Source organism: Streptomyces chlorus (assembly GCF_042655885.1).
In the GTDB taxonomy this organism is placed as follows: domain Bacteria; phylum Actinomycetota; class Actinomycetes; order Streptomycetales; family Streptomycetaceae; genus Streptomyces; species Streptomyces chlorus.
In genome coordinates, this window is record NZ_JBHSOA010000108.1 from 1 (window position 1) to 3,708 (window position 3,708).

General features: G+C 70.2%; 2 protein-coding genes and 2 pseudogenes. 2 read left to right on the top strand and 2 right to left on the bottom strand.

The window, feature by feature from the left end:
* Positions 1-709, top strand: a 709-nt coding sequence (locus ACFPZI_RS33050; RefSeq protein WP_381370862.1) for an ISAs1 family transposase, incomplete at its 5' end; no start/stop codon positions are given.
* Between the two features lie 342 nt (positions 710-1,051).
* Here the strand turns inward: ACFPZI_RS33050 and ACFPZI_RS33055 are convergent.
* Positions 1,052-1,359 (bottom strand): annotated as a pseudogene (locus ACFPZI_RS33055) (DUF6214 family protein); the annotation flags it as partial.
* A gap of 200 nt (positions 1,360-1,559) precedes the next feature.
* Here ACFPZI_RS33055 and ACFPZI_RS33060 point away from each other — a divergent pair.
* Complete coding sequence (locus ACFPZI_RS33060; RefSeq protein WP_381370863.1) at positions 1,560-2,924, top strand: FAD-dependent oxidoreductase; 1,365 nt, start codon at positions 1,560-1,562, stop codon at positions 2,922-2,924.
* 357 nt (positions 2,925-3,281) lie between these two features.
* Here the strand turns inward: ACFPZI_RS33060 and ACFPZI_RS33065 are convergent.
* Positions 3,282-3,473 (bottom strand): annotated as a pseudogene (locus ACFPZI_RS33065) (IS6 family transposase); the annotation flags it as partial.
* Positions 3,474-3,708 lie beyond the last annotated feature (235 nt).

The following is a 3,708-nucleotide window of genomic DNA, read 5'->3' on the forward strand; positions in this document are numbered from 1 at the left end:
TACAGCATTACTTCGAGCAGCTTTCCTACATTCAGCTCCCCTACGTATTCAGGACACACGCAATGAGATCACCGCATTCCGGCCGCTGCTGGACCCGCTGGACCTGACCGGTGCGGTGGTGACCTTCGACGCGCTGCTGACCCAGACCGACCACGCGAAGTTCCTGGTCGAGGAGAAGAGCGCGCACTACATCGCCGTACTCAAGGGCAACCACCCGAGCCTGCACGCGCTGGTGAAGGATCTTCCCTGGAAGGAGGTGCCGCTGATGGACCGCACCCGCACCGCCGCCCACGGCCGCGACGAGATCCGCCGTCTGAAGGCCGTCACCGTGCCGCGACTGCCGTTCCCGCACGCCGGCCAGGCGCTGCAGATCGTCCGCCGACGGCGCACCATGCGCACTGGGAAGGTGTCGATCGAACGCGTCTACGCGGTCACCAGCCTGATGGCTCACCAGACGACAGCCGCTGACCTGGCGGAACGCGTACGCGGACACTGGGCAATCGAGAATCGTGAGCACCACGTCAGGGACGTGACGTTCGGGGAGGACGCCTCCCGGGTGCGGACCGGCAGCGCGCCGCGGGCGATGGCCTCCCTGCGGAATCTGGCCATCGGCACGCTCCGCTTGGCCGGACGGGACAACATCGCCGAGAGCCTGCGCCATCACGGGCGGGACATGGCTCGGCCGCTGGCGACCCTCGGACTCACGTGATCATTTCCGGCCGATCGCGAGAACGACGGAGCCCTGGCACTGAGAGTGCGGTAAGTGATGGTCTAGCTAATTTCGCACCACTTCGTCCCAGTGGGTAGCAGGCCCCTGACCTCGGCTGTCGAGCCAAACCGGGGAGCCGGAGCCGTGCGCTCGGCCAGGGCGGCGATGTTGATCATTCGACCGCCGGAATCACCCCGTTATGGCATGTCATCACATCGGTGTGAAACGGCAGGAAACATCACTTACCGCACTCTGAAAGTGATCCAGAACCACCGTTCAGACGACGCCGACACTGGTGGCGTGCGGTGCGTGAGACCGGCCCGCGGCCTCTGTACCGGATGCCCGACCCGTATGCGGGCGAGGGCGAGCCGCCCGTCGACTGCGCCCCGCCGCCGTGGCCCGGTCCTCGGGGCCGGGCTCGGCGCCGGCACCGCACGCCCGCGCCAGCGGTCCCTCGATCCAGTCGGCGAACAGCGCCAGGTCGTCCAGGGACAGCGCGGGGCGGGCCCGCACGTCCTCGACACAGACGCACTGCTCGGACACCGTCGCGAGCGCCTCGACCGACGCCCGTCGGCGAAGGCCAGCCGCACATGCAACCAGCGCGTCACGCGCTCGCCCTCCCGCACCTCCCACGCGGGCCACACGGACACCGCACCGTCCGCCGGAGAACGATCGGAAAGATGAAGAAAGGATGCCTCAAGCACACACGCAACGTAAGCGTGTGGTCACTTTCCAGGCGAGCGAACACGCACCCCTCGTGGCGGACGGCACCCTGTCAGCGGAGCACCGGTGGTGCGATGCTGGAGACATCAGCGATCTCCTGTCGGTCCGTGGGGTGAGGAGTTCAGCCGTGCTGCGTGTCGCCGTCGTAGGTTCCGGACCGAGCGGGTGCTACACCGCACAGAGTCTGGTCCAGCAGGACGCCCAGGTGCGCGTCGACGTCCTGGACCGACTGCCGTGCCCGTACGGGCTGGTCCGCTACGGCGTGGCACCGGACCACGAGAAGATCAAGTCGCTGCAGAACAACCTCCGCGCGGTCTTGGAGCACGAGCGGGTGCGCTTCCTCGGCGGGGTGGCGGTCGGCCCCTCAGGAGTGTCGGTCGCCCGGCTGCGGGAGTTGTACCACGCGGTGGTGTACTGCGTGGGCGCCGCCACCGACCGGCGGCTGGGCATCCCCGGTGAGGACCTGCCGGGGAGCTGGTCGGCGACCGAGTTCGTGTCCTGGTACAGCGCCCACCCGGACTCCCCCGGGCAGGGAGGCACCCCCACCGACGACGGGTTCCTGCGCGGGGTCAGGTCGGCCGTGGTCATCGGCGTGGGGAACGTCGCCGTGGACGTCACACGGATGCTGGCCCGGGGGGTGCCGGAGCTGAGCCCGACCGATGTGCCGCACGCCGCCCTGACCGCGCTCGGGGCGAGCCGGGTGACGGACATCGCCATGGTGGGCCGGCGCGGTCCGTCCCAGGCCCGCTTCACCACCAAGGAACTGCGCGAGCTGGGCATCCTGCCGGACACCGGGATCGCCGTGGACCGGGCCGAGTTGGCGCAGGATCCGGCCTACGCCGATCCCTCCGGGCTGCCCGCCCCGCAGCGCCGCAACGTGGAGGTGCTGCGCGGCTGGGCCGAGACCCCCGCACCGAGTGCCCGGCGGCGGATCCGGCTGCGTTTCTTCCTCCGCCCGGTCGAACTGCTCGCCCGGGACGGCCGCGTGGGCGCGGTGCGCTTCGAGCGGACGGTGCCGGACGGGCACGGTGGCGTGACGGGCACGGGAGCGTACGAGGACATCGAGGCGCAACTGGTGCTGCGTTCGGTGGGGTACCGCGGAGTGGCGCTGGAGGGTCTGCCGTTCGACGCCTCGGGCGGCACGGTGCCACATCTGGCCGGGCGGGTGCTGCGGGAGGGTGCCGTGGCGCCGGGCGAGTACGTGGCGGGCTGGATCAAGCGGGGCCCGACGGGTGTCATCGGTACGAACCGGCCGTGCGCCAAGGAGACGGTGGCCTCCCTGCTGGCGGACACGGCCGCGCTGGTCCGCCGGGACGTGCCCGGGGATCCGCTGGTGGCGCTGCGTACCGAGGGGATCGAGCCGGTCGAGTGGGCCGGGTGGCGGGCGATCGAACGGGCCGAGGCGGAACTCGGCGCCTCGCTGGGCCGGAACGTGGTCAAGCTGCCCGACTGGGCCTCGCTGCTCGATGCGGCGCGGAGGACGGGAGCGTAGCGGCTCGGCGGGCGCCGCCACCTGGCCGACCCCCAACGACGGCCAGGGCTCGCGGCCCCTGCGGAACATCCCGATTGTCCGGGACAGCGACAAGCCGCCGTCTCAGGTACCGCCCACGCGCGCGCGTACCTCCCCGGTCAGCTCCCGCTGATAGTCGGCGTACGCGGCCCGCAGCGCGTCACCCGGCCAGTCGGCAGGGGCCTTCACCGCCGAGGCCCCGGAGTGACTGGGCGGCAACGGCTACGTCGAGGAGTCGGGCATGCCCCGGCACTACCGGGAGGGCGCTGTCACGTTGTCGAGGGTGTTGGCGCTTGGCGGGGCGTCGGGGCGTGCTGGGGCCGGGTTCCGGCTCCGCGCTCAGGCCGTGGCGGGCAGGCCGGCGGTGCCGGTGATCTGCTCCCAGATCGCGAAGCGGACGGTCATTTCGGTGCGGTGGTCGGGGGCGGTCATCCGGTGGCGTCGGGGCCGGAAGTGGGGTGAAATGCCGCTGAACGCGGCCAGGAACCGCTGGGCTCCGCCGACGCTGCGGAAGCCCTTCAGTGAGTGTTTGGCAACCGACGACTCTCATGTGACCGGTCCGGCAGGGTGTAAGCCGAGGAGCGAGGTCTGGTGCAGCTACAACCTGGAAACTCGGTGGTGCGGGGGCTGTAAGGCCTGGACACTGACCGGTTATGTCTCTTACGGCTTCGACTGGCCCGATGTGTACGCGTGATTCGCTCGCCTCAGAGGGCGCTAAGTCCCTTTATCTACGGTTCGAGATCGCTCGATCGTGTGATCGTTCGAA